Raw genomic sequence first — 25,909 nt, 5'->3', positions numbered from 1 at the left:
CTAAATTTGAGCCTGCAAATTACAGTGCTGCTTCGTCTGTTTCGCCGGTACGGATGCGAATAACACGTTGCAATTCAGCAACGAAAATTTTGCCGTCACCAATTTTGCCGGTATAAGCGGCCTTACTGATAACATCAATGACTTCATCCAATTGATCATCAGCAATCGCGATATCAATCTTTACTTTGGGTAAGAAGTTGACGCTGTATTCCGCTCCCCGATAGAGTTCTGCATGCCCTTTCTGGCGACCAAATCCTTTCACTTCGGTTACGGTCAGTCCTTGAATACCTACAGAGGACAAGGCTTCACGCACATCTTCCAGCTTAAATGGTTTAATAACCACGGTAACCAGCTTCATATTTGCCCCTTCTCGAATTAAGTCGAATTTATGTCGGCCACGAAACATTTATCTTCCACGAAATAGATAAAGCAAAGGCTATGCCATAAATAATATTGACGAGAATTTAATGCAAAAAGGGCGAGTTAATGGGGGTTGAGATGCCCAGCACCATAGCGGTGTAGCTAGGTAGAGAGGATTGAACAGTTTTTGCGCACCAAATTAGTGCGACACGCGTCACAAAAGTGCACCACGATATCTTCGCGCGATTGAGCTGCCTGATTATGGTGCGGCAACGCTTCTTGATAGGAATTCGCTGTGCTATTGCTGAAAGAAAGTAATAGAAATGACATGGAGAAAAGCGGGAAGCGGCGAGGACATAGCCCCGCAGCTTACTCTTTAACTTACCGCAGTTTCGATTTGGTCAATGGCCGCCAAATCTTCACTGACTAATTGCAATTGGTACATTTGATAATAACGCCCATGTGCCGCCAGCAACTCTTGATGCTTACCCTGCTCAACTGCTACTCCACGGTGCAAGACCAAAATAGTATCCGCCTCGACAATGGTCGAAAGGCGGTGAGCTATCACTACCAGGGTGGTATTTTTGCGGATCAACTGTAAAGCCCGCTGAATAGCTTGCTCGGTGCCAGAGTCAATATTAGCGGTCGCTTCATCCAAAATAAGGATCTGCGGGGCCTGCACCAATACTCGCGCCATCGCTAATAATTGCTTTTGCCCGACTGACAAGGTGTTGCCCTGCTCTCCAAGCAAACTGTGCACCCCATTTGGTAATGCGCGAACCAGCGGTGCCAATTGCACAGTTTCCAGCGCATCCCACACTTGCTGCTCACTAATATCACGGCCTAATGTTACATTGGCAAAAAACGAATCGGCCAATACCACCGGGTCTTGTTGCACCATAGCGACGCCCTGGCGCAATGTTTGATGTGATAATTCGCAGAGAGGCCGCCCATCGAGCAAAATCTCGCCTTGCTGCACCGGATAATAACCCATCAACAAATTTGCCAGGGTACTCTTGCCACTGCCGGTATGCCCAACCAGTGCGACAAACCCATGTGAAGGCACATCGAGGGAAATATTTTGCAGCACCATTTTATCGTTACGATAAGCAAAGCTGACATTATTGACTTGAATACGGCCGCTCGTCAGTGGGCGGTCATCCGTACCATAGCCTTGCTGGGCACTATCCATCAGCTCGAAAATACGCTCCCCCGCAACCACAGCCTGCTGCATGACCGACTGCTGCGATGTCAATTCAATCAATGGCTCATTGAGACGACCAAGGTAGTTAATAAATGCATACAGCACCCCTACCCCCACAGACCCTTCTGGGCTGAAGCCGAAAAGCAGCAATAAACCACATAGCACCATGGCTGAAAACAGGCTCAGCAATGGGCGCAATAAAAAGCCTTCCAGACGCAATGTTTGCATCCGCGCCTTATAATGAGCGAGATTGGTAGACGCCATGCGCTCGCCAAAACGTATCTGCTGACGGAATTGCTGAATAACGCCCATTCCGTTAATGACTTCATTAAAACCGTCGTTAATATCCGCTAAATAGGCTCGAACCCGGCGGACCACCGGTGTGCTATAACGTTGATAAATCGCCATAACCACCAGCACTGCGGGAAAAATACAAATCGAAATCAGCGCCATACGCCAATCCAGGGTGAACATTGCCACCAGCATCGCGCCAATTAACGCCGCACTTTTCAATACTGTCGATACCACCATCACATACAAATCTTTTATGACTTCAGTGTCGTTCGTTACGCGGGAGATCAATTGCCCGACCGGCTGGGTATCAAAAGCACTGAGAGGCTGGCGCAACGCAGCATCCATCACTTCAATGCGTAGCCGCTGAACCACACCCACCGCCGCGCGATTAAACAGCAATGCTTGAAAATAGTGCAATGCGGCTGCCAGCAATTGCAACAGCAAATAAGCTAAAGCCAGCCCACTAACTAACCCCAGCGGCAAAGTACCTTTCGCCACCACGTGGTCAATGAAATAACTGATCAACAGTGGGCCACTGACCTCAGCAGCCGCAGCAATCCACAGCATCAGAACCGCCAGCCCTAATGGCTTGCGATACGGGGAACCATAGGAAAGCAGACGTTTTAGTGTCGGCCAAAGTTGCTTAACTTTACTCATCGGTTTTGGCCCCCGACTCACCGTCATCCAATGCGGCCTCCAACTGTTGATAACGGTACATTTCCCGATACCACCCAGACTGATTCACCAAAACATTATGAGTACCGCGTTGCATCACCCCACCGTGCTGCATCACCAGAATTTCGCTAGCTTCAGTTAAGGCAGAAAGGCGATGTGCGCTGATAATCACCGTGCGATGTTCGCCCCATTCGCGCAGATTCTTTAAGATTTCATGTTCGGTCTGACCATCAACCGCAGAGAGCGCATCATCGAGGATTAGAATTTCAGTCTCCAACAGCAGCGCTCTGGCAATGGAAATCCGCTGTTTTTGCCCACCGGACAGCATCACTCCGCGCTCGCCCACTTCCGTGTCATACCCCTGAGGGAGACGTAAAATATCTTCATGCACGCTGGCTAAACGAGCAGCCCGCTCAATCTGATCCTGAGTCGCATCAGGTTTACCCAATGCAATGTTGCCCGCGACAGTATCAGAGAATAAAAATGGCGTTTGACTAACCACAGATAAGCGCCCACGCCAGTCATGTAAACGGATATCAGACAGCGGATGCCCTTGATAGCAAATCGTGCCGTCATCAATGTCAAATTGCCGTTGAATAAGCGCCAGCAAGGTGCTTTTACCGGAACCTGTTGGCCCACATAGCCCCAACATCTGCCCCGGTGCTAATTTCAGTGACACATCATGCAAAGCGGGTTGTTTGGCTTCTGGATAATAGAAATGGCGAATATTCACCGCTAAAGTGCCGCGCTCGCTCGATAGCTCAATGTCACCATCTTTCACGACTGGTGCTTCTTCCAACAAACTACGGATACGGCTATAAGCAGCACTGCCGCGTTCAACAATATTGAACATCCACGCCAACGCCAGCATCGGCCAAATCATTAACCCTAAATACATAACAAAGCTGGTCAACTGCCCCAAAGTGATGCTGTGGTTAACCACCATCCAGCTACCACCGCCAATCGCCAATAAATTTGCGACACCGATAGCAATATAAATTGTCGGATCAAAACGGGCATCAACACGAGCCACATACATATTTTTGGCCCCCGCTTCTTCGGCAACCTGCGCAAATTGTTGCGATTGATTTTCTTCCAAACCAAAAGCTTTAATCATGCGAATGCTAGTGAGGCTTTCCTGCGCCTGATTATTAAGAGCAGAAAATGCCCCCTGAGCTGATTTGAAACGCTGATGCAGTTGGTCGCCGTAATATTTGATGACCACCGCCATGACCGGCATGGGAAGCAATGACAGCAAAGTTAATTGCCAGCTGATTTGGGTGCTCATAACAATCAATACAGCACACCCCATCACCAACGAATCCACCAGCGTTAATACCCCTTCACCGGCGGCAAAGACCACGCGGTCGACATCATTTGTCGCTCGCGCCATTAAATCGCCAGTACGGTGACGTAAATAAAAACCGGGAGCCTGGCGGCTAAGTTGGCGATAAAAGTTGCCGCGTAACTCCACGGCCAATTGATAGGAAGCACCAAAAAGTAAAACGCGCCAGACGTAACGCAGTAGATAGACCACGATGGCCGTCACCAGCATCACGCCTACCCATACCAATAACATATTGGTCGACATCTGTTTTGTGCTGATGCCATCAACAATTACCCCTACCAATTTAGGGGGTAATAATTGCAGAATAGCAATAATGATCAGCAACAGCACCGCACCTACATAGCGACGCCACTCACGGCGGAAATACCAGCCTAATTGTGCAAACAATCTCACGCAGTTTTATTCCATGGTCTGACACCGAATCACATCGGTATTTGCTCGCTCAATGCGACTGGGCAGTATACCCGTCATACTTCAAGCTGCATGTATGTTGGCTACGCTCGTTACTCGGCCCGTCCATGGGACTCGCCTCTGCGAGGCCGCTACAAGCCGCGTTCAGATCTGCTCCCAGCAGATTTGTCACCCCAATCACTTACAAATGTAAGCTCATCAGGACTATCTCGTTTGCCGCCTTCCTGCAACTCGAATTATTTAGGGCCGTAGAATACCATCGTTAAAATGTTTTTTTATACCCAATAGATGCCAGGCAACCCACACTCCACAGTTTGAAAAATGGCAGGTAATCACTCAGGTACAGGCAACGCAGTGGTGTATTTGATTTTTTCCATTGCAAAGCTGGATGTTACATCAATCAACCCCGGCACACCGTTCACCATGCGTTTGTAAAAGTTGTCATAACTCTTCATATCGGCGACTTCAACCTGCATTAAATAGTCGTATTCCCCCGCCATGCGATAAAACGCCAGCACCTCTGGCATTTGCTTGGTGAACTCGACGAACTCCTGATACCAATCGCTATTATGCTGCTGTGTTTTGATCAGCACAAATGCAGTGAGTCCTAATCCTAGCTTTTCGCTATCTAACAATGCCACCCGCCCGCGGATAAACCCCTCATCCTCAAGGCGCTTCAAACGTTTCCAGCAGGGTGTCGAGGTCAAATTGACGGCTTCGGCCAGCACTTGCAGTGATTGCGTGCAATCTTCTTGTAACATACACAGGAGTTTACGGTCGGTTTTATCTAACATAGCGAGTAACCATAGAATAAATTTCTACTATTTGGCGATAAAGAAGTAAAAATGGCAACGTTTTTTTCTTTGATAACCGTTAACCTAGTCATCATTAGTTTACTACCTACATCGCAGGCCATAAAATGACCAATACTTGGGTGAAAAATGCTATCAGTGAAATAGAAGCCGATTTTCAACGCTCCGCTGATACCCACTTGATCCGCTTAAATCTACCCGCATTTCCCGGCATTTACCTCTATTTAAAAGATGAAAGTACACATCCGACCGGTAGCTTAAAGCACCGCTTGGCCCGCTCTTTGTTTCTCTATGGTTTATGTAATGGCTGGATCAAAGAAGACACTACGATAATAGAGGCCTCATCAGGGAGCACGGCGGTGTCAGAGGCCTATTTTGCCCGCCTGATTGGTTTACCCTTTATCGCCGTCATGCCAAGTTGCACTGCTCGACGTAAAGTGGAGCAAATCACTTTCTATGGTGGACGCTGCCATTTTGTCGACCATGCTGGGCAAATTTATGCTGCATCCGAGCAATTGGCTCGTGAGCTTAACGGCCATTATATGGACCAATTCACTTATGCTGAGCGGGCAACTGATTGGCGTGGGAATAATAACATTGCCGATAGTATCTTCCGTCAAATGGCCCGAGAACCATTCCCAATTCCTAACTATATTGTCATGAGCGCCGGGACTGGCGGCACCTCAGCCACTTTGGGCCGCTACATTCGCTATCAAGGGCATGACACCCAACTGATGGTGGTCGATCCGGAAAACTCCGTTTTTTATGATTGTTTCTGTCACCGTGACCGTACAGTCACAGGCAGTTGTGGTAGCCGAATTGAGGGGATTGGCCGGCCTCGTGCTGAGCCTTCATTCATCCCAGAAGTGATCGATAGCATGCTACGGGTTCCTGACGCCGCCAGTGTTGCCACCATCCATTGGCTAGAGGGTATATTGGGCCGTAAAGTCGGTGCATCCACCGGCACTAACGTTTGGGGAGCATTGCAATTAGCTAAACAAATGCGTGAGCAGGGCCAAACAGGTGCCATCGTGACGTTACTGTGCGATAGCGGTGAGCGTTATCTCGATACTTATTACGACCCTCAGTGGGTAAGCAACAATATCGGTGATTTAACACCCTATCGTAATGAATTAAATAATCTGTAATTCATTGATAAAAAGGGCCTTAAAACAGGCCCTTTTCGGAAGAAAAAAACCGGATGGTTATCCGGCTGGCTAATAGCTACACCCAACGTTCAGTTTAAAGAACCAAGGGCATATACCTCAGAATTCGGGGGAATAGGTGAGGTGTGGTGAACTTAGCCAATGTTGCAAATAGTGAGCTACGCCTTGTTCCTCGCAGCGGCCAATAACTTGTAACTGAGGTAACTCTTGCTTCAATTGCGGTAATGCATTTCCCATCACTAACCCACGGCCGACTCGCGACAACATTTCTTTATCATTCATCGCATCGCCAAACGCCATGCAATCAGCCAAGGTTAAATCAAGATGATGGCTTAATCGCTCTAAAGCTGCCCCTTTATTACAACCACGAGGCAACATTTCCAGGCACTCCTCGGCCGAGAAACAGAAATCCGCTTTGTCACCCATTTGCTGCTCAAGCTGAATCTTAAGTTCAGCTAGCTCTTGATGTGGCGCAATAAAGCAAATTTTGTGATTACCCGTCATCGGTAATGCATCCAGCGCAGTCAGTTGGAACTGAAAACTACTGGTTTTATGGGCCGCTAACAATGCGAGATCATTATAATCAGTAAACCAACCATCATCGCGAAAGATATGAACACTGGCAGTTGTCTGCCATGGGGTGCGCAGCACAAACTCCACCAGTTCCGCCGGTAAATCCATACCATCTAAGTGCACACCATCCATGTCACACACTCGCGTACCATTACCCGTAATTAAATAACCGTTAATACCTGAGTGAGACAGAATGCCTTTCATATCAAGGTAATGCCGCCCCGTAGCAAATGTCAGGATCATCCCGTTTTCCACTAACTGGTGTAACGCATTCAATGTCGCGCCACCAATCCTATGGTCGCGCATTAGCAAGGTTCCATCCATATCAAAAGCGGCTAAACGGTACATTTAAAACCTCATAAAGAGTGAAACGGGTGATATATATAAAATTATGACGTAGTATTTACGGAACTAATAGTGAACAAATAATTTAAACTATTCCGGATTTAATTATGCGCATAATACACCGACTCACCCAATATCAGCGCCTATACCAAAAGTTCGGAGACAACTTAGCGGCGACTACCGTAGGTGAAGTCGCTGGCCTGCTGTTTTGCAGCGAACGTCATGCTCGCACCTTAATACAGCAGCTACAGGCGAATGACTGGCTCAGTTGGCATTCACAAGTTGGCAGGGGAAAACGGGCACAACTGCAATGCCTAAAAACCCCCGATGCACTTCGGGCAACCTATCTACAGGAGTTTCTCGAACAAGGGGATAGCCAAGCGGCTCTCGAATTGGCGCAACTGGCACCCGATCGCCTACAAGCCTTGCTGAACCCTCATATGGGCGGACAGTGGCAAGCAAATAGCCCAGTGTTGCGTATTCCTTATTACCGTACACTTGAACCCTTAAACCCACTCACCGCCACTGGGCGAGCCGAACAACACCTGATTTATACCTTACACGCGGGCCTGACCCGGTTTAACACCGGTGACCCTCAGCCCAAACCCGATCTGGCCCACCACTGGCAAGTCAGTGAGGATGGTTTAACCTGGCAGTTCTTTTTGCGCAGCCAGTTGCGTTGGCATAATGGGGAACGTCTTCACGGCCAACAATTATTACAGACGCTGATGTTACTGCGGGAAAATACTCGCAGCCAACCCAGCTTTGCCAATATTTTAGCTATCACCCTACCCCACGCTTTATGCTTGCAATTTACCCTTTCTCAGCCGGATTACTGGTTAGCTCATCGATTAGCTGATTTACCCTGCCGCTTATTTCATCCAGACTATCCTCTATTGGGCGCGGGTCCCTTTAAGTTGGCGACTTTCGAGCAGCATCTGGTACGGCTGGAACAACATGAGTTCTACCATTTGCAGCACCCTTATCTGGAAATTATCGAATATTGGATAACCCCTAATCTGATGGAGCAATCAGCAGATGGGAGTTGCCAACACCCAGTGCGTATTACCATCGGACAGGAAGAGGACTTCCCTTTAGCACGCCCCGTTCAGCGCAGTATGAGCCTGGGATTTTGTTATCTGGCAATTAATCAGCACCACAGTAATATGACCCTTCAGCAAATAACCAACTTACTGATGTTAGTGCAAACTTCCGGCATATTGGAAGAGCTATCAATCCGGCGTGGAATCATAACCCCAAGCCATGAAATGCTACCGGGTTGGCCCATCCCGCAGTTTAAGGCTGATGAAGACTCGCCACTGCCAGCTCATCTGATACTGATATATCAACCGCCAATGGAGCTAAAAAGTGTCGCCGAGCAGCTAAAAACAGTGTTGGCGGCACATGGGTGCACATTAGAAATCCGTGCCAGTCACGATAAACAGTGGAAAGATACCCATCAAATCAAAAAGGCTGATTTATTATTAGCAGACCATTTAGTCGGTGAATCACCTGAGGCCGCCATGGAAAGCTGGCTACGGCTTGATCCACTGTGGCGTGGTATCCTCTCACCACCGCAGTGGGAACAACAGCAAGAAACACTGGCTCATATTCAGCAAATCGAACTGGCTCCAGAACGTTTCCGCCAATTGCGTGAACATTATAATAATCTGATGCTCTCTGGGCTGATTCTTCCGCTGTTCAACTATCAATATCAAGTCAATGCCCCACCACGAATTAATGGTGTGACGTTAACGGCTTACGGCTGGTTCGACTTCAGCCAGGCATGGTTACCCCCCGCGACGACCTGATAACCAAGCTCAGGCAGCTACCTTTTATTGCGCTATCTGAGTACCATACTGCCAGTTTTTAATTTTGCTGTGAGATTGACTCATTAAGACTCACAGCCTTACGAGGTAGCAATATGAAACGTGCTGTCGTTGTTTTTAGTGGTGGGCAAGATTCCACAACCTGCTTAATTCAAGCATTACAGCAGTATGATGAAGTCCACTGCATGACTTTCGATTACGGGCAGCGACACCGCGCAGAAATCGATGTTGCGCGTGATTTGGCGATTCAACTGGGTGCCAAAGCACATAAAGTGTTGGATGTGACGATGCTCAATGAGCTAGCAGTCAGTAGCCTGACTCGAGACAGTATTCCCGTACCAACCTACAATGAAGGCGACGGGGATTCACTTCCCAGTACATTTGTTCCTGGTCGTAATATTCTTTTTCTGACCTTGGCGGCTATTTATGCTTATCAGGTACAAGCTCAGGCGGTTATTACTGGTGTCTGCGAAACAGATTTCTCCGGTTACCCAGATTGTCGGGATGAATTCGTTAAGGCTCTGAACCATGCAATAGATTTAGGTATTGGCCGCGATATAGCATTCATTACCCCGCTGATGTGGCTGGATAAAGCCGAAACATGGGCGTTGGCGGATTACTATCAGCAACTCGATCGCGTCCGTCATGACACCCTAACCTGCTACAACGGGATTCAGGGTGATGGCTGCGATCAATGTGCTGCCTGCCATTTGCGGGCCAAAGGGCTAGAGTTCTATCTGGCTAATAAATCTAAAGTTCTATTAAGCCTAAAACAAAAGACCGGGCTAGTTTGATTTTTAACCTCTGAATGAGTATTTAACGCGATTCACTGCCCAGTTTTCACTACCTCGCTCAATCAGAGCGAGGTATATCGCAATTAATCACCGTGTCCTTTTAGCGCCCTCGATTCACAAATTCCTGAAGCTTTTCATGCAACTCCCCGTCGATAGGTAATGCCTTTTGGCTACGCAGGTCGATACAAACAAAAGTTAATTCTGCATCTGCTACCGGAATTAATTCAGGTTCCAGCGTGATAATTTGTTTCATCACACCACTTTTTCCATTCAGCTTTAATAGTTGGCTATCGATCCGCAATAGGTCCCCCAAAACTGCGGGTTTGCGATAGTTAATATTGATATTAACTACGATAAAAGCGATTTGATTTTCAGCCATCCATTGCGCGGCAGGCTCCCCATCAAGCCATTCCCAACGCGCTTCTTCGAGAAACTCTAAGTAGCGGGCATTGTTAACATGTTGAAAAAAATCAATATGGAAACCCCTAACTTTGATATGAGTATGCATGGCGACGAGCTTCTCCAAACAGTTAATCGTAATAATAAAGTGATAAACACAACTGGTATGACCTCGATAGAAAGACTAGCAGAGGAAAACCACTTCATAGCATGCTTACTATATAATTAGGATTAACGTCACAGTTTTACCGGACAGTTGTGCCTTAGATTATGAAATACTGGGCACTGTTCGTGATGAAAGAGCCAGACAAGTACTCACCAATACCCGCCTGACTATTTTATAATTGACGTTTACATTCTCAGCTTGCCACTATTTTTCTCTAAGAAAGAGGGACCAATACCCGGAACTTCGAGTAATTGTTCTGCATCAGTGAAAAAACCAAACTGCTCGCGATAGTTCACAATAGCTTCGGCTTTCTTTCTTCCTATCCCGTTGAGGGACTGTGCCAACTGCTCCGCATCAGCGCTATTAATATTTATTGGGTGTTGTACATCATCTGACGGATTACCCACTGTAGCTGTTACAGCCGTTTTATCATGTGTGGTTTTTACCGGGATTTGGGGCGCAACATGGCCTTTAGTCGGGGTCTTACCGGATGGATTGAGAGCTTTACCCTCCGAGGGGCTGGGAACGGCATATGCCACAGGTTGGATATTAAAACCTGCTAATAATGCAGCTATTACAAATAATTTTCCTATAAATTTCATGCTGTATCCTCCTTGTGTTTGACAGCATGTCTACCTTGCCTCAGCCTCCGATTTACCGCAAAGAGCAGATTTTAGATATGCGAAAGGTCGCCAAAGCGACCTTTCGTTGTTACATCGAATTGCAAATCAATGCGAGGTTTATTGAGGTTATGACTTTTTATTGAGGCTGCTGTTGCTCCGCAGGCCCCATCTTAATGGTCGCCTGTTTGCGCAGGTTCGCCATCAGCGCATCAAAGGTCACACCGCTAGCCCCTTCTTCCATCTTAGCGACGAAAGTCTTCATTTCACCTTCTGGCAATTTACCCGGTGTCACAGATAACAGTTCGATCAAGACGATGTTGTCTTGACGGTCCTGAGACAAGCCATACACCGGCTGGTCTTTTTGCGGATGAGGCAAGCTAAAGATAGTCTGTACTAATTGGTCATCATCTGGTGCCCGTGACAAGGTTTTCTTCTCACCAAAGCTGATACCAGCGGCTTTCATAGCTTCTTCGCCTTTGCCTTGTTTCAGCGCAGTCAGGATATTCTCACCATCAATGCGTGCCAATTGTTCTGCTTTCTGACGTTTTACCAGCTCGGCAACCTGATCACGAACTTGATCAAATGGCTCAATACCTTCAGGTTTGTGGCCGTCAATGCGGATAACAAAGGCTCGGTCGCCATCAACTGTGATGACATCAGAGTTGCTGCCAGGCGCGCCGTTCTCACCGACCAAACCGCCCTCAAAGATGGCTTGCACTACAGGTTTGAAATTAACCTCAGTTGGCACTGTATCGCGGGTAAACCAGCCGGTTTGCTTAGCTTTAGCACCTGCGGCTTCTTCCGCTGACGCCAGAGATTCGTTGTCGCTGGTAGCCGCTTCGCTGACTTTTTGCTGTAAGGCGTAATAAGCATCAACTGCTTTTTCCTGCTTAACCTGTTTAGCCAGTGCATCATGAACTTCTGACAACGGTTTTACCTGTGCAGGTTTGATATCGTTAAGACGAACAATCAAGTAACCCACAGAAGATTTCACCACATCAGACAACTGACCTTTCTCGGTCAGATTGGCTTGTTTCAGCTCATCCGCCGTAGTTTCCGGTTCCAACCACCCCAACTCACCGCCATTTTTGCGGGAAATGATGTCAGTTGATTTCTCTTTTGCCATAGCGGCGAAATCAGCACCTTTTTTCAGCTCATCCAATGCAGTTTTGGCTTCAGCTTCAGTTTTAAACTGAATAACACTGTAGTTACGTTGCTCAGGCTGGGTATAGGTGCTTTTATGCTGTTCGTAATACGCGGCGATATCTTCTTCAGTAATCGTGATTTTATCCTGCATCGCAGCGGCATCCATCGCAATGAAACTGATTTTCATCTGTTCCGGCGCAATGAAGCTATTTTTATTCTGGTCGTAATACGCTTGCAGCTCTTCATCAGTGACTTTCTGCTGCGCTTGAAGTGCTTTGAGGTCTAGCGTTGCCAGACGGACTTCACGTTGCTGCAAAATCAGCTCTGACATCGCCTGTGCTTCGATAGGCAGTACAAAACCAGTATCACCAAAGGCTTGTAATAATTGCTGATTAATCAACTGCTGGCGCTGTAATTGAGCGAATTGGTCTGGGGTGTAGCCCATGCGATTAACCAGCTCAAGATATTTGCTGTTGTCGAACTTACCATCAGTCTGGAAATAAGGTGCCTGGCGGATGGCATCTTTCACTTGTTCGTCACTGGCAGTCAGACCTAATTTTTTAGCATATTGGTCGAGCAACATATTGTTGACCAATTGCCCAAGTACCTGCTGACGCAGTTGTAACATGTAGCCTTCATTCGCAGCCAATGCGGAGAACTGTTCACCTAATTGCTGTTGCAAGCGGCCACGTTCACTCTGTACAGCCTGTTCTAACTGACCACGACTAATCTCTTGGCCATTAACTTTAGCTGCAAAGTCGTTGGAACCGCCAATCAAATAGCTGCCAACCCCAGTCAGGATAAAGGACAACATGATCAAGGCCAGAATGATTTTGAGCACGACGTTATTAGCAGCCGCGCGTAAATTGTCCATCATAATGTGACAATACTCCGCTGTAATATGGATAAAAACTGTTGCGCAGGTCTAAATAAACCCAGCATTCCTTGCGACAGCCCTTCGTGCTGCTGCGCGAAAAAAAAGCGCATCATTAACGATGCGCCTTGTATCTTACCTTACCAGCTCAACTGCGTCAGGTTATTGTTTAACACAAACAATATTCGGCTACAGGTGATAATTGGCGCAGCAATCAGTTTACAGCGTCTTTCAAGCCTTTACCGGCGCGGAAACCTGGAACTTTAGCGGCTGGAATACTGATTTCTTTGCCGGTCTGAGGGTTACGGCCAGTACGTGCAGAACGCTCACGTACTGCAAAAGTACCAAAACCAACCAGAGCTACGTCATCCCCTTCTTTCAAAGATTCAGTAACAGAAGCAATAATTGCGTCCAACGCGCGCCCAGCGGCCGCTTTAGAAATATCAGCACCTGCGGCAATTTTGTCGATCAGTTGTGACTTATTCACTCTTTCATCCCCTTTAAAATTCTATTGTCGCGCCGAAAATCCCTACGGACAACACGACAGCGCAGCTGTTATATCAATCCTGTCCAACCTTAGCAAGCAGCCCAAAGGCGTAAACTTTTGTCAGACAGACGAACTAACTTAGCGGCACAAAAAATAGCTGGCAAGTAGCATTTCACTTACCAGCATCAGTTTTATCAATACTTCTTGCGATCCGTCACTATTTTGACGCTACCGGCTGTGCCCCGAAGGCAGGATTTTGCAACGCAATGGCTAAAACATCATCAATTCGTTTTACCGGATGGATCTCCAGATCCGCGATAACATTGTCTGGAATCTCTTCCAAATCACGTTTGTTATCATCTGGAATCAGCACCACTTTGATCCCACCACGGTGAGCGGCCAACAATTTTTCTTTCAAACCACCTATTGGCAAGACCAAGCCACGCAAAGTGATTTCGCCGGTCATAGCCACATCAGCCCGCACCGGATTGCCCGTCAGACAAGAAACCAGCGCGGTACACATCGCAATACCTGCGCTTGGGCCATCTTTCGGCGTCGCCCCTTCAGGCACGTGCACGTGGATATCGCGTTTTTCGTAGAAATCAGGGTTAATACCTAATTTATCCGCACGCGCACGCACCACGGTCAATGCAGCCTGAATGGATTCTTGCATGACTTCACCCAGTGAACCGGTATAAGTCAGTTTGCCTTTGCCCGGCACACACGCGGTTTCGATGGTCAGTAAGTCACCGCCCACTTCAGTCCACGCTAAGCCCGTCACTTGCCCTACACGGTTTTCAGTGTCAGCACGACCATAATCAACTTTCTGTACACCCAAGAAGTCTTTCAGGTTGTCGCCATTGATTTCAATGTGCTTAACCGTTTTATCCATCAGCAGATTTTTGACTGCTTTACGGCACAGTTTAGAGATTTCGCGCTCCAGACTACGCACCCCAGCTTCACGGGTGTAATAACGGATAATGCTCATGATCGCGCTGTCATCGATGGTCAGCTCGCCTTTCTTAATGGCGTTGCGCTCAAATTGTTTTGGCAGCAGATGCTGCTTGGCAATATTGAGTTTCTCATCTTCGGTATAACCAGACAGGCGAATCACTTCCATACGGTCCAGCAACGGCGCCGGAATATTCATGGAGTTAGAGGTCGCAACAAACATCACATCTGACAAGTCATAATCCACTTCCAGATAGTGATCGTTAAATGCCACGTTTTGTTCTGGATCTAACACCTCCAGCAAAGCAGACGCTGGATCGCCGCGCATGTCGGATGCCATTTTATCGATCTCATCCAACAGGAATAGTGGGTTTTTTACCCCGACTTTCGCCATCTTCTGGATCAATTTACCCGGCATAGAACCGATATAGGTACGGCGGTGACCACGGATTTCCGCTTCATCACGTACCCCACCCAATGCCATACGCACATATTGGCGACCGGTTGCCCGGGCGATAGATTGCCCCAAAGAGGTTTTACCCACCCCTGGAGGCCCTACCAAACACAGGATTGGCCCTTTGATTTTGCTGACCCGGCTCTGGACTGCGAGGTATTCTAAAATACGATCTTTAACGCGTTCCAAACCGTAATGGTCGGTATCCAGAACTTCCTGCGCTTTTACCAAGTCTTTTTTCACTTTGCTGCGACTGTTCCACGGCACCTGCAACATCCAATCAATGTAACCACGAACCACAGTGGCTTCAGCCGACATCGGCGACATCATTTTCAGTTTTTGCAGTTCAGCTTCGGTTTTTTCGCGTGCATCTTTCGGCATTTTTGCCGCTTCGATTTTGCGTTTTAGTGCTTCATGCTCATCAGGTGCATCGTCCATCTCGCCCAGTTCTTTCTGAATGGCTTTCATTTGCTCATTCAAATAGTACTCACGCTGACTCTTTTCCATCTGCTTTTTGACACGATTACGAATCCGTTTTTCGACCTGCAATAAATCGATTTCAGATTCCATCATTGCCATCAGATATTCCAGACGTTCAGTCACATCGAACATTTCCAGAACAGCTTGTTTATCATTTAACTTCAACGGCATATGAGCCGCGATAGTATCAGCCAGGCGCGCTGCATCATCAATACTGTGCAACGAAGCCAGGACTTCCGGTGGGATCTTTTTATTCAGCTTGATGTAGCCTTCAAACTGATTAATCGCCGTGCGCACCAACACTTCCTGCTCACGGTCATCCATCACTGGCGATTCAAGATATTCCGCTTGAGCCGCAAAATGCTCGCCGCTGTCGGAAAGAGTGGTGATACGCGCACGCTGTAGCCCTTCAACCAGCACTTTTACCGTACCGTCAGGCAATTTCAGCATTTGCAAAATCGAGGCTACGGTGCCGACTGAAAACAGATCATTGATACCAGGCTCATCCGTCGAGGCTTCTTTCTGCGCAACCAGCATGATTTTTTTATCATGGTCCATTGCCGCTTCCAGGCACCGAATCGACTTTTCCCGGCCAACAAACAGTGGGATCACCATATGCGGATAAACCACCACGTCGCGCAGAGGCAATACGGGGATTTCTATGCGTTCGGAACGCTCAGGGTTCATAGAGCTCTCTCTTAGTTTAGCTTCCGCCAGATTACTGGGAATCTCGTGAAACACGAGTCATCACGAGTTTCACTAAATAGGTAATTGAGTATATGGGGACGAATGTCTTACATTCAACGATTACAATGCGAGGAAAAAGAAATGGGGGATAAAATCCCCCATTGTCATACTAACCATCTGGATTATTTGGCTAATTATTCGCCAGAAGCTTGGGCTTCCGGTTGGCCATAAATCAGCATTGGGGCAGATTGACCAGCGATAACTGACTCATCTACCACCACTTTTTCCACACTGTCCATTGACGGTAAATCGTACATGGTATCCAGCAAAGCACCTTCTACGATAGAGCGCAGGCCACGAGCACCGGTTTTACGTACCATTGCTTTTTTGGCAATCGCCGTCAGCGCTTCATCACGGAACTCAAGTTCCACACCTTCAAGATTGAACAATGCCTGATATTGTTTAGTCAGTGCATTTTTCGGTTCTTTCAGAATCTGAATCAGGGCGTCTTCGCTCAATTCACTCAAGGTTGCAACCACTGGCAAACGGCCAATAAATTCAGGGATTAAACCGAATTTAATCAGATCTTCCGGTTCAGCCTGGCTCAATAATTCGCCTTCTGTCGCTTTTTCTGATTTGCCTTTTACCGTAGCGCCGAAACCAATACCCGTTCCGGTGTTAATGCGCTGCCCGATAACTTTGTCCAAGCCCGCAAAAGCCCCACCACAGATAAACAGAATTTTAGAGGTATCAACCTGTAAAAATTCCTGCTGTGGATGCTTACGACCGCCTTGTGGTGGTACGGCAGCAATAGTCCCTTCGATCAATTTCAGCAAGGCCTGTTGCACACCTTCGCCCGAAACATCACGGGTGATCGATGGGTTATCAGACTTACGTGAAATCTTATCAATTTCATCGATATAGACGATACCGCGTTGCGCTTTCTGAACGTCGTAATCACATTTCTGCAATAGCTTCTGAATGATATTTTCAACGTCTTCGCCCACATAACCCGCTTCGGTCAGTGTGGTCGCATCTGCCATGGTGAATGGCACATCCAGGAAGCGAGCCAATGTTTCCGCCAGCAGCGTTTTACCACTACCCGTCGGGCCGATCAGCAGAATATTACTTTTACCCAACTCGATACCATTGCTGGTGTCGCCATTGCGCAAACGCTTGTAATGGTTATATACCGCAACAGCCAACACTTTTTTCGCCGGTTCCTGCCCAATGACATAATCATCAAGATGGCGACGAATTTCATGCGGCGTTGGCAGCGAACTACGCTCCCGGTGCGGCGCAACTTCTTTGATCTCTTCGCGAATAATGTCGTTACACAAATCGACACATTCATCGCAGATATACACTGACGGCCCGGCAATTAGCTTACGCACTTCATGCTGGCTTTTGCCGCAGAAAGAGCAATACAGCAGCTTTCCAGAACCGTCTTTGCGCTTATCTGTCATCAGTAAACCTCTTCTTCAGTATCTGTCACACTAAAAACCATGCGGCAGGGAGACTATTCTCGCTATTACTGTACGCCACGTTAGCTTGTAACGGACAGCCGATATAATGAGTAGGGTACAAACAATACGCAATTGGCTTTATGCAGCGCTACGATTTGTTCTTTTTACATTCACTATCTATTTACATTAACTATAGTATATCGGCTCACAGAAATAAGTCGTTAGTCACGACGGGTGAACACAGAATCAACTAAACCGTATTCTACAGCCTGTTCGGCTGACAGGAAACGGTCACGCTCAGTGTCTCTCTCTATTTCTTCAAGAGATTTTCCCGTGTGAAGTGCCATTAGCTCATTCATGCGCGATTTCACTTTTAAAATCTCTCTGGCATGAATTTCAATATCTGTAGCCTGGCCCTGGAAACCGCCCAACGGTTGATGAATCATGACCCGTGAATTCGGCAAGCAGAAACGTTTACCCTTAGCGCCCGCGGTCAACAGAAATGCCCCCATTGAACACGCCTGGCCCATACAGATAGTGCTAACATCAGGCTTAATGAATTGCATGGTGTCATAAATTGACATCCCGGCAGTAATCACCCCGCCTGGCGAGTTGATATACAGGAAGATGTCTTTTTCTGGGTTCTCTGCTTCCAGAAACAGCATTTGTGCTGTGATCAAATTGGCCATATGGTCTTCGACTTGGCCAGTCAGAAAAATAATACGCTCTTTAAGCAGACGGGAGAAAATATCGTAAGAACGCTCTCCACGTGAAGTCTGCTCAACCACCATAGGCACCAGAGCCATGTTAGGTGCAAATTGATCTCGTTCGCCACTGTATGACATTACCGTCTCCTAATAGAATTTACTTTGGCGCCATTCATAACCGATTCTACTTGAGATAAGCAATGATGACTATGTTCATGCGTGCAAACAGCCCGGTTATACCCGTCATACTTCAAGCTGCATGTGCGTTGGCTACACTCAATAACCCGAATCACTTACGACAGTAAGCTCATCGGGGTTATCTCCCTTGCTACCTTCCTGCAACTCGAATTATTTAGGGTAGATACAGACTCATTCGACGGTGGTAATCAGCCAGTGTTTCATCAACATCTTATATGAACGTCTGTTAGATGAATTGGGGGATTAATATTCATTTTCAAGCCCCAATGACACTTTTTTTAGTCTAACAATCCTCTTTTTAACCTGAAACTCGCCCACCATCACTGCTGTAGTCCCGACACTCTAGTGTTTATTTACCTGTTAGCACTTTTCAAATATAGCGCAAATTACAGCTAAAGATGTCAGATTAATCATACTATTGAAGGATTATTGTTACTAAAAGAAAAAGCCCGCGGCCAGAAGGCTACGGGCTTTTTCAATACACCAGATAAATTATATCCAGTTTGATGCGCTAAAAAACATTACGCGGTAGTGGTCTGATTCATCAGCTCACTAAAGGTCGTTGGTTTTTCAGTTACTTTGGCTTTCGCAAGCAGAGTTTCTACTGCTTGTTCTTCCAGTGCAACATTACGCATATTGTTCATCAGCTCTTTGTTCTTGCTGTAGAACTCAACAACTTCTTGTGGATCTTCGTAAGCAGACGCCATTTCTTCGATCAGCGCTTTAACACGATCTTCATCCGCTTTCAGTTCGTGCTGGCTGATAACTTCGCCCAGCAACAGACCAACAACAACGCGACGTTTAGCTTGTTCTTCGAACAATTCACGTGGCAATTCAGCAGCTTGTTTCTCGTTACCACCGAAACGCTGTGCAGCCTGACGGCGCAGAACGTCGATTTCACTTTCTACCAGTGCAGCTGGAACGTCGATTTCGTTAGCGCTAACCAGACCGTCGATTGCCTGAGTTTTAACACGGTTGCGTACCGCGCCTTTCAGCTCGCGCTCCATGTTTTTACGCACTTCAGCACGCAGACCTGCTACTGAACCATCAGCAACGCCGAAACGTTTGATGAATTCTTCAGTCAGTTCTGGCAACTCACGCACTTCAACTTTCTTCAACACGATGTCGAATTTAGCTGATTTACCTTTCAGGTTTTCTGCGTGGTAATCTTCTGGGAAGTTTACGTCGATGGTGAACTCTTCACCGGCTTTGTGGCCGATTACACCTTCTTCGAAACCTGGGATCATACGACCCTGGCCCATTGCTAATACGAAATCAGTTGCTTTACCGCCTTCGAAAACTTCACCGTCGATAGAACCGGTGAAATCCAGAGTTGCGCGATCTTCAGCAGTTGCTGCGGCGTCAGTTTCTTTCCAGGTTGCTTGTTGCTTACGCAGAGTTTCCAGCATGGTATCAACGTCAGCGTCGTTTACTTCAACAACTGGCTTTTCTACTTCAATGCTTTCCAGATCTTTCAGCTCAACTTCCGGATACACTTCGAACTCAACGGAATAAGTAAAATCTTCACCCTCTTTGTACTGGCCTGGCACATAGTTAGGTGCGCCAGCTGGGTTGATTTTTTCTTTAATGATCGCATCAACGAAATTACGTTGCATCAGATCACCCAGAACGTCCTGGCGAACAGATGCGCCGTAGCGCTGCTCAACGATGTTCATCGGCACGTGGCCTTTACGGAAACCGTCGATACGAACATTTTTAGCGGCTTTCACTAATTCGCTTTTTACGGCTTTTTCAATGCTGTCAGCAGCAACAGTAATTGTTACACGGCGGCCAAGGCCTTGGGTGGTTTCAACAGAAACTTGCATCTTGTTACCTCAAAAAAATCACAGTGCTCGGTCAACTCCAGAAGCTGCCAACGAAGCAGCACCACACCCTTTCCAGGAATGATGCAAACTTTGAAAACACCCTCTAAGAACCGGGACGGCCGCATTATACAGAACCGAGTATCCCAGATGTCAGAAGCGTCCCGAAACCATTCCGGAAAAATAAGACGCGACATTATAGCGGCGCACAGGTTATGAGTCGAGGAAAGCAAGCGAATGTTGTCGCGGTAAAATTCACGCGTGAATCGTTCCCTCGGCTAAAACTCCTGTAGCGCACTAATAAAATAAAGGTGTCGCCTATACAGAAACACAAGCGGCCCTAAGGCCGCCTGCAAAATTCTCATCTACTAATACCCTAAATCAGGCCAGAATGACTACTGTTATCAAGCTTGATTTAATTTATCTGACCGTTTAAGCCAATGTTCCTGCTCCGCGGCAAGAGGGTGAAGCCGGTACGGTATCTTGTAATCCAGCCCACTCTTTCAGGGTGTAAGTGTGCAAAGCCAGCGCATGAACCGTACTCGCTAACTCTTCAGCCAACGCACTATAAATCGCGCGGTGGCGAGTAAGAAAGCGTTGGTCTTGAAATTTATCGCTAACGATCACAATTTTAAAATGACTTTCCGAACCCGCAGGAACATTGTGGCGATAACTTTCATTAATGACCTCCAGATGAGCCGGTTCGAATGCCGCTTTTAGTTTTTCTTCAATTTGTTCTCGAATCAAAATCATCATGATCTCCTTACTGCTAAGGCAGAAAACCGCCTACTCTCTATTACAATTAGGTTCTATTGCAATACAGGTTCTATTGCAATATTAGTGTATTTTCGCTGTTTTATAACATTTCAGATACAAAATATCCTGAATATCTCACCGCTATCGGCTCAAACGAAGGGGCTAATCTCCTCATTCAACCCAAATGCTATTTGTAAGAACTTTGAAGTAAATAAAAGGTCACTTGGGGGAAAACGTATTTTTTGGTGAAATTCTCTACATCAGGATCTTCCACCAGCCACTCGCAGTGCTATGATGTCGCAACTGCAAACTCGCAAAATAACATGGCTGCTATCCCGCTCTGATTATTAAAGAATTCCATAACTATTGAGAAAGTGAACATGCTAAAGAAAATTCTTTTCCCGCTGTTGGCTGTTTTTATTCTGGCGGGCTGTGCTGCCAGTAACAACACCTTGAATGTTACTCCGAAAGTGGTATTGCCACCGCAAGATCCAACCCTGATGGGGGTGACTATCAGTATTAATGGTGCCGATCAGCGCCAAGATGCTGCGTTGGCTAGAGTGAATCGTGATGGCCAGTTGGTGGTATTAACGCCGTCGCGTGATCTGCGTTTCCTGTTACAAGAAGTGCTCGAAAAACAAATGACGGCTCGCGGCTATATGATTGGTACTAATGCGCCAGTTGACTTGCAAATTGTTGTTAATCAACTCTTTGCTGACGTACAGGAAGGTAATCTTCGCTATAACATTACCACTAAAGCCGACATTTCTATTACTGCTACCGCGAAAAATGGCAACAAGCAGGTTAAAAACTACCGTGCCAGCTATAACGTCCAGGGCGCCTTTACTGCCACCAATGAAAAGATCACTGATGCCGTTAATACTGTGTTGAGTGATGTGATTGCAGATATGGCACAAGACACCAGTGTCAGTAGCTTTATCAAACAAAATGCCCGCTAGTTTGCCGTTTGCTTAATATCATTATTACTGCTTAACAGAATGCTCTGCCCCGCTGATGGGGTGGAGCATGTAGGTCTCACATGCCCAATCGCTATTCGAACCTTTTTACCCAACGTAATTCTCTTGTTCTTTTGTTGTTGGGATTTGCCTCAGGTCTCCCTTTAGCCCTGACTGGTGGGACATTGCAAGCTTGGATGACGGTTGAAAACGTCGACCTAAAAACCATTGGTATTTTTTCTTTGGTTGGCCAAGCCTATGTATTTAAGTTCCTTTGGTCCCCATTAATGGATCGCTATACCCCTTCATTTCTGGGGCGCCGCCGGGGTTGGTTGATAATCAGCCAATTACTATTAATCATCGCCATTATCGCCATGGGCTTTATGGAACCGGCTAAACATTTATGGTGGCTGGCTGCTATTGCTGTGCTGGTTGCATTCTGTTCTGCATCGCAAGATATTGTTTTTGATGCTTACAAAACCGACTTACTCACGGCAGAAGAGCGCGGTACAGGGGCTGCGGTTTCCGTGCTGGGGTATCGCCTTGCCATGTTGGTATCTGGCGGGCTGGCACTGTGGATAGCGGATCGCTATCTCGGCTGGCAATCCACTTACTGGTTGATGGCGGGATTGATGCTCATTGGGGTATTTGCCACTCTAGTGGCCCCTGAACCCAACATTCGTATTGCTCCACCGAAAACACTCGAACAGGCAATCGTCGAACCATTGCGCGATTTCTTTGGTCGTAACAATGCCTGGCTCATTCTACTGCTGATCGTACTGTACAAAATGGGCGATGCCTTTGCCGCCAGCTTGAGCACCACTTTCTTGATTCGTGGCGTGGGATTTGATGCTGGAGAGGTTGGGCTGGTCAATAAAACCCTGGGATTAATCGCCACTATTATTGGCGCACTGTATGGCGGCCTGCTGATGCAGCGCCTGAGTTTATTCAGAGCATTAATGATATTCGGTATTTTACAAGCCATATCCAATATTGGTTATTGGCTGTTATCCATCACAGACAAAAATATATTCTCCATGGGTAGCGCCATTTTCCTGGAAAATCTGTGTGGTGGGATGGGGACTGCGGCATTTGTAGCTCTGCTGATGACGCTGTGTAATAAATCTTTCTCCGCCACACAATTTGCTTTGTTATCAGCATTATCCGCGGTGGGACGTGTATATGTTGGCCCGATCGCCGGATGGTTCGTTGAAACACATGGCTGGCCTCTCTTCTATTTATTCTCCATTGCTGCAGCTATTCCCGGCCTGATATTGCTTTATATCTGCCGCCAGACATTAGAACATACGCAGAAAACAGATGAATTTATGCCGCGAACGGCGTTTAAAACCGCTTATCGTTGGGCATTACGCTTTTTGACTATTGGCTGCGTATTATTAGCCGCATGGCTGATTTTACTGATAAGTAACGCACTAGATTGGACCGCCGCTCACCAAGTGGCTGATATGCTGCTGTTGCGGGGTATTCAGCTCAGCGTGCTCGGCATGGTTCTCGGCGGGGTATTGGATTATCTCGCGCTCAGGCGTGATAAATTAGCTTAATAAGCCATATCAAAGGATAAAAGCCGGTACTTATACCGGCTTTTTTTATGGCTACAAAATAAGCCACCTAAATACCTCCTTGTCGATTTATTGAACTTAATCACAAATCATAGCAACACTTGCAAAATATTATTCACAAAACGAGATCTACATCACTTTCGACTATTTATCCTTTCGTGCTCTGAGACTATGATGAGCGCACTTTTTGTTAGGGATTGTGTCCTTTTATTTTTCCTGACATCTTTCAACCACACAGAGGCATTTATGCGTAAAATTCTTATCGGTGCTGCAGCGCTAGCTGCGATCACCTTGGCTCCGGCTGTGCAAGCTGAATACCAATGGGGATTTGCTAATATCAGCATGAACTACCTGGACTGGACGCGCAGTACCACGCATAAATCAGGTAATTCTTCGCATAAAGATGACTTCGCATATATTGAGTTGGAAGGTGGTGCAGGTTATAGCTGGGGCGAGGTCTACGGCTTCTTTGATTTAGAAAACCCATTCAATTCAAAAACAGCACAACCGGGTGATAACCAGCGCTACACTTTCAAAACAACTGGCCGCTACTATTTGGGCGATTCTGGCTTCAACCTTTATGGCCACATTTATGGTACTTACTCACTGCCAAGTGCTGAAGGCAACAATTATAGTAACTTCCATGAAGTGAATACCTTATACGGCATCGGCTATAACGCCACAGTTGCTGACGTATGGTTGAAACCTTTCGTTGCACTGCACTATGTTGATCAGACCTATTACTCAGGCAATAACGGTTATGTCGTCGGTTGGGTTGCAGGTTATGACTTTACTGCATTCGATGAAAACTTCAGCATTACCAACTGGAATGAACTGGAGTTCAACCGGGCTGAGCGCTACGCCGCAGGTAACGGTGGCCGTAATGGGGTGAACGGAGCCATTGCGCTGTGGTGGACACCCATTAAACAATTCACCACGGGTATTCAGTACCGTTATGCTTATAACAAATTAGGCGAAGATTTTTTACAAGATGGTATCGTTTATTCCATTAAATATAATTTCTAACTAAATGATCCCGGGACGACTATTTTAGCGTCCCGGAATAGTTTTTAATTTACCGCACCATCACATATTATTTACATAAAATAAGCCTGCGCAATAAATAAAAATCAGTATTTCCCGTAAATAAAAGCGTAATAACCGTTATTTTTCCTTAACATCCGCAGTTTTACACCAATCTGTTTGCGCCAACATATTGTTGCTATTAGTAAATTGTCACGCAAGGTAACATCTGTGACCCCCTTAACATAAAGTGTCAACAAGCCGCTGACACAATATTAAGCATGTTTACAGTCCTGCAACCTTCCCGTAAAATGCCCGCACACATGAAACGACAATAGAGCCCTTTTGTAATTGAGGTCGTTAGATGAGACTTAAGAAATACATTAAAAATATGGGTATGTTGTCTTTATTAGCAGCCACAGTAATGCTCAGTGGTTGCGATATGGTATTGATGAATCCCAAAGGCGCAATCGGAGTCGAGCAAAAAACACTGATACTCACTGCTATCGGTTTAATGTTGATCGTCGTAGTCCCGGTTATCTTTATGGCGTTTGCTTTTGCATGGAAGTACCGCGCGTCCAACAAAAGTGCGACCTACACCCCAAACTGGTCCCATTCCAACAAAATTGAGCTTGTTGTTTGGGCTGTTCCAATCATTATCATTGCTATTTTGGCAACGATAACCTGGAAAACCTCCCACGAACTTGACCCGTTCAAACCTATCGAAGTGGCCGGTAAAGAACCGATCACCATTGAAGTAGTTTCTCTTGACTGGAAATGGTTGTTTATCTACCCAGAACAAGGTATCGCTACAGTAAATGAACTGGCTTTCCCTACTGATGTTCCGGTGAACTTTAAAATCACCTCCAACTCAGTAATGAACTCGTTCTTTATTCCTCAGTTAGGCGGGCAGATTTATGCAATGGCTGGGATGCAAACCAAATTGCATCTGATTGCTAACGAAGCCGGTAAATACAATGGTATTTCCAGTAGCTTCAGTGGCAAAGGCTTCTCTGGTATGAAATTCACTGCGATCGCAACACCGACGCAAGAAGACTTCAACCAGTGGGTCGCACAGGTGAAAAAATCGCCGAACACCCTGAATACCACTGACGATTTCAATAAACTGGCTGAACCGAGTGAAAATAACCCGGTTGAGTATTTCTCCAGTGTTAAACCGGAGCTGTTTAAAGGAATTATTGGCAAATTTATGGGCGATATGAACATGCACAAGAAAGGCGATGATACCCATAAAGGTATGGATATGAGCCAGGGCATGGATATGGGCGAACACGCCGCTCACGCCGGAGCCGAGGAATAAA

The 25,909-nt window shown here is 46.7% G+C and carries 21 protein-coding genes; 7 read left to right on the top strand and 14 right to left on the bottom strand.

Annotation, left to right across the window (positions count from 1 at the left end; translation table 11 throughout):
- Nucleotides 1-19: 19 nt before the first annotated feature.
- The 4 genes from glnK to DX162_RS11665 form a co-directional block, all read right to left on the bottom strand.
- Nucleotides 20-358: a P-II family nitrogen regulator gene (gene glnK / locus DX162_RS11680; protein WP_002208627.1), complete on the bottom strand. Its 339-nt coding sequence runs from the start codon at nt 356-358 to the stop codon at nt 20-22.
- 378 nt (nt 359-736) lie between these two features.
- A complete protein-coding gene (locus DX162_RS11675) occupies nt 737-2,515 on the bottom strand; it encodes a SmdB family multidrug efflux ABC transporter permease/ATP-binding protein (protein ID WP_032820909.1) in 1,779 nt (592 codons plus the stop codon).
- A complete protein-coding gene (locus tag DX162_RS11670) occupies nt 2,508-4,274 on the bottom strand; it encodes a SmdA family multidrug ABC transporter permease/ATP-binding protein (RefSeq protein WP_050119307.1) in 1,767 nt (588 codons plus the stop codon). The genes DX162_RS11675 and DX162_RS11670 overlap by 8 nt, the downstream gene beginning before the upstream one ends.
- 350 nt (nt 4,275-4,624) lie before the next feature.
- Nucleotides 4,625-5,086, bottom strand: a complete 462-nt coding sequence (locus tag DX162_RS11665; protein WP_032820910.1) for an Lrp/AsnC family transcriptional regulator — start codon at nt 5,084-5,086, stop codon at nt 4,625-4,627.
- A gap of 125 nt (nt 5,087-5,211) precedes the next feature.
- Here DX162_RS11665 and DX162_RS11660 point away from each other — a divergent pair, with 125 nt between their 5' ends.
- Nucleotides 5,212-6,252, top strand: a complete 1,041-nt coding sequence (locus DX162_RS11660) for a PLP-dependent cysteine synthase family protein (RefSeq protein WP_004392656.1) — start codon at nt 5,212-5,214, stop codon at nt 6,250-6,252.
- A gap of 117 nt (nt 6,253-6,369) precedes the next feature.
- On the opposite strand, the gene cof is transcribed toward DX162_RS11660, so the two are convergent.
- Entirely contained in the window at nt 6,370-7,191 is an 822-nt protein-coding gene (gene cof, locus DX162_RS11655) for an HMP-PP phosphatase (protein WP_004392657.1), read from the bottom strand.
- 104 nt (nt 7,192-7,295) lie between these two features.
- Between cof and DX162_RS11650 the strand changes: the two genes are divergently transcribed.
- A complete protein-coding gene (locus DX162_RS11650; RefSeq protein ID WP_004392658.1) occupies nt 7,296-8,999 on the top strand; it encodes an SgrR family transcriptional regulator in 1,704 nt (567 codons plus the stop codon).
- 113 nt (nt 9,000-9,112) lie between these two features.
- The gene (gene queC, locus DX162_RS11645) at nt 9,113-9,811 is read left to right on the top strand and encodes a 7-cyano-7-deazaguanine synthase QueC (protein WP_004392659.1); all 699 of its coding nucleotides are present in this window, start codon (nt 9,113-9,115) and stop codon (nt 9,809-9,811) included.
- A gap of 100 nt (nt 9,812-9,911) precedes the next feature.
- Here queC and DX162_RS11640 read toward each other — a convergent pair whose 3' ends face one another.
- The 9 genes from DX162_RS11640 to bolA all read right to left on the bottom strand — a co-directional run bounded on the left by DX162_RS11640 (nt 9,912) and on the right by bolA (nt 21,025).
- Entirely contained in the window at nt 9,912-10,319 is a 408-nt protein-coding gene (locus DX162_RS11640) for an acyl-CoA thioesterase (RefSeq protein ID WP_004392660.1), read from the bottom strand.
- 242 nt (nt 10,320-10,561) lie between these two features.
- Nucleotides 10,562-10,978, bottom strand: a complete 417-nt coding sequence (locus DX162_RS11635; protein WP_098081171.1) for a ComEA family DNA-binding protein — start codon at nt 10,976-10,978, stop codon at nt 10,562-10,564.
- A gap of 157 nt (nt 10,979-11,135) precedes the next feature.
- Nucleotides 11,136-13,022 (bottom strand): peptidylprolyl isomerase, encoded by a 1,887-nt coding sequence (gene ppiD / locus DX162_RS11630; protein WP_032820912.1) that lies wholly within the window; start codon nt 13,020-13,022, stop codon nt 11,136-11,138.
- Nucleotides 13,023-13,233: 211 nt separating this feature from the next.
- Nucleotides 13,234-13,506: a nucleoid-associated protein HU-beta gene (gene hupB / locus DX162_RS11625; protein ID WP_004392663.1), complete on the bottom strand. Its 273-nt coding sequence runs from the start codon at nt 13,504-13,506 to the stop codon at nt 13,234-13,236.
- Between the two features lie 217 nt (nt 13,507-13,723).
- The gene (gene lon / locus DX162_RS11620; RefSeq protein ID WP_004392664.1) at nt 13,724-16,078 is read right to left on the bottom strand and encodes an endopeptidase La; all 2,355 of its coding nucleotides are present in this window, start codon (nt 16,076-16,078) and stop codon (nt 13,724-13,726) included.
- 194 nt (nt 16,079-16,272) lie between these two features.
- Nucleotides 16,273-17,544, bottom strand: a complete 1,272-nt coding sequence (clpX, locus tag DX162_RS11615) for an ATP-dependent protease ATP-binding subunit ClpX (RefSeq protein ID WP_004392665.1) — start codon at nt 17,542-17,544, stop codon at nt 16,273-16,275.
- Nucleotides 17,545-17,765: 221 nt separating this feature from the next.
- Nucleotides 17,766-18,389 carry an ATP-dependent Clp endopeptidase proteolytic subunit ClpP gene (clpP, locus tag DX162_RS11610; RefSeq protein ID WP_004392666.1) on the bottom strand — a complete coding sequence of 208 codons (624 nt, stop codon included), beginning with the start codon at nt 18,387-18,389 and terminating at the stop codon, nt 17,766-17,768.
- A gap of 581 nt (nt 18,390-18,970) precedes the next feature.
- Nucleotides 18,971-20,275: a trigger factor gene (gene tig, locus DX162_RS11600; RefSeq protein WP_004393494.1), complete on the bottom strand. Its 1,305-nt coding sequence runs from the start codon at nt 20,273-20,275 to the stop codon at nt 18,971-18,973.
- Between the two features lie 429 nt (nt 20,276-20,704).
- Nucleotides 20,705-21,025: a transcriptional regulator BolA gene (gene bolA, locus DX162_RS11590; protein ID WP_072076219.1), complete on the bottom strand. Its 321-nt coding sequence runs from the start codon at nt 21,023-21,025 to the stop codon at nt 20,705-20,707.
- 383 nt (nt 21,026-21,408) lie between these two features.
- Between bolA and DX162_RS11585 the strand changes: the two genes are divergently transcribed.
- The 4 genes from DX162_RS11585 (at nt 21,409) to cyoA (ending at nt 25,908) form a co-directional block, all read left to right on the top strand.
- A complete protein-coding gene (locus tag DX162_RS11585; protein ID WP_004393496.1) occupies nt 21,409-21,987 on the top strand; it encodes a lipoprotein in 579 nt (192 codons plus the stop codon).
- Between the two features lie 80 nt (nt 21,988-22,067).
- A complete protein-coding gene (gene ampG / locus DX162_RS11580; protein ID WP_032821253.1) occupies nt 22,068-23,546 on the top strand; it encodes a muropeptide MFS transporter AmpG in 1,479 nt (492 codons plus the stop codon).
- A 264-nt stretch (nt 23,547-23,810) separates the two neighbouring features.
- Nucleotides 23,811-24,590, top strand: a complete 780-nt coding sequence (locus tag DX162_RS11575) for a nucleoside-specific channel-forming Tsx family protein (RefSeq protein ID WP_004393499.1) — start codon at nt 23,811-23,813, stop codon at nt 24,588-24,590.
- A 361-nt stretch (nt 24,591-24,951) separates the two neighbouring features.
- Nucleotides 24,952-25,908 carry a cytochrome o ubiquinol oxidase subunit II gene (gene cyoA, locus DX162_RS11570; protein WP_032821254.1) on the top strand — a complete coding sequence of 319 codons (957 nt, stop codon included), beginning with the start codon at nt 24,952-24,954 and terminating at the stop codon, nt 25,906-25,908.
- The last annotated feature ends 1 nt before the right edge of the window (nt 25,909 follow it).

The sequence above is a fragment of the Yersinia kristensenii genome (genome assembly GCF_900460525.1).
In the GTDB taxonomy this organism is placed as follows: Bacteria; Pseudomonadota; Gammaproteobacteria; order Enterobacterales; family Enterobacteriaceae; genus Yersinia; species Yersinia kristensenii.
Note: the sequence above shows the minus strand (reverse complement) of the source record. Positions and strands in the feature narration are given on the sequence as shown.